Below are 645 nucleotides of genomic sequence, written 5' to 3'. Positions count from 1 at the left end.
TACTGACCTTTTCGGCGTGATGTCGTTGGGGGCTGACGATGCGTGATCGTCGCGGTATGCCGGTTGTGTGAGATATCCGCAGAGTGGTGGGCTGACGCCTGAACGGCAGGCGTTTCGCGAGCGGATCCGGCTGGAGGCCGCGGAGCGATTCGCTGCCGGTGCCTCCAACGCCGAGGTCGCCAAGGACTTACGGGTGAGTGTGCGCTCGGTGCAGCGCTGGCGCCGGGCCTGGCACGACGCCGGCACCGAGGGACTGCGGTCTGCCGGGCCGGTGTCACGGCCCAAGCTGAGTGAGGCCCTGTTCACCGTGCTCGAGCAGGAGCTCGCCAAGGGTCCCGTCGCGCACGGATGGCCGGACCAGACATGGACGCTGGCGCGCATCAAGACGCTGATCGGGCGCAGGTTCCACAAGAGCATGACGCTGTCGGCGATCGCGCAGATGCTGCACCGGCATGGTTTCAGCCACCAGGTCCCGGCCCGCCGAGCGGTCGAGCGCGACGAGGAGGCCGTGGCGGGCTGGGTGAAGGAGACCTGGCCGCAGGTGGAAGGTCCCTGGCGGCACTCGACGCCTGGCTGTGCTTCGAAGACGAAGCCGGCTTCTCGATGACGCCGCCCACCAGCCGCACCTGGGCCAGGCGCGGACAC

General features: G+C 68.8%; 1 pseudogene. It reads left to right on the top strand.

Annotated features, from left to right (window positions below):
* Nucleotides 1-67: 67 nt before the first annotated feature.
* Nucleotides 68-645: pseudogene (locus KM933_RS38745) on the top strand (winged helix-turn-helix domain-containing protein); the annotation flags it as partial.

The sequence above is a fragment of the Streptomyces beigongshangae genome, from assembly GCF_019710745.1.
Classification (GTDB): domain Bacteria; phylum Actinomycetota; class Actinomycetes; order Streptomycetales; family Streptomycetaceae; genus Streptomyces; species Streptomyces beigongshangae.
Note: the sequence above shows the minus strand (reverse complement) of the source record. Positions and strands in the feature narration are given on the sequence as shown.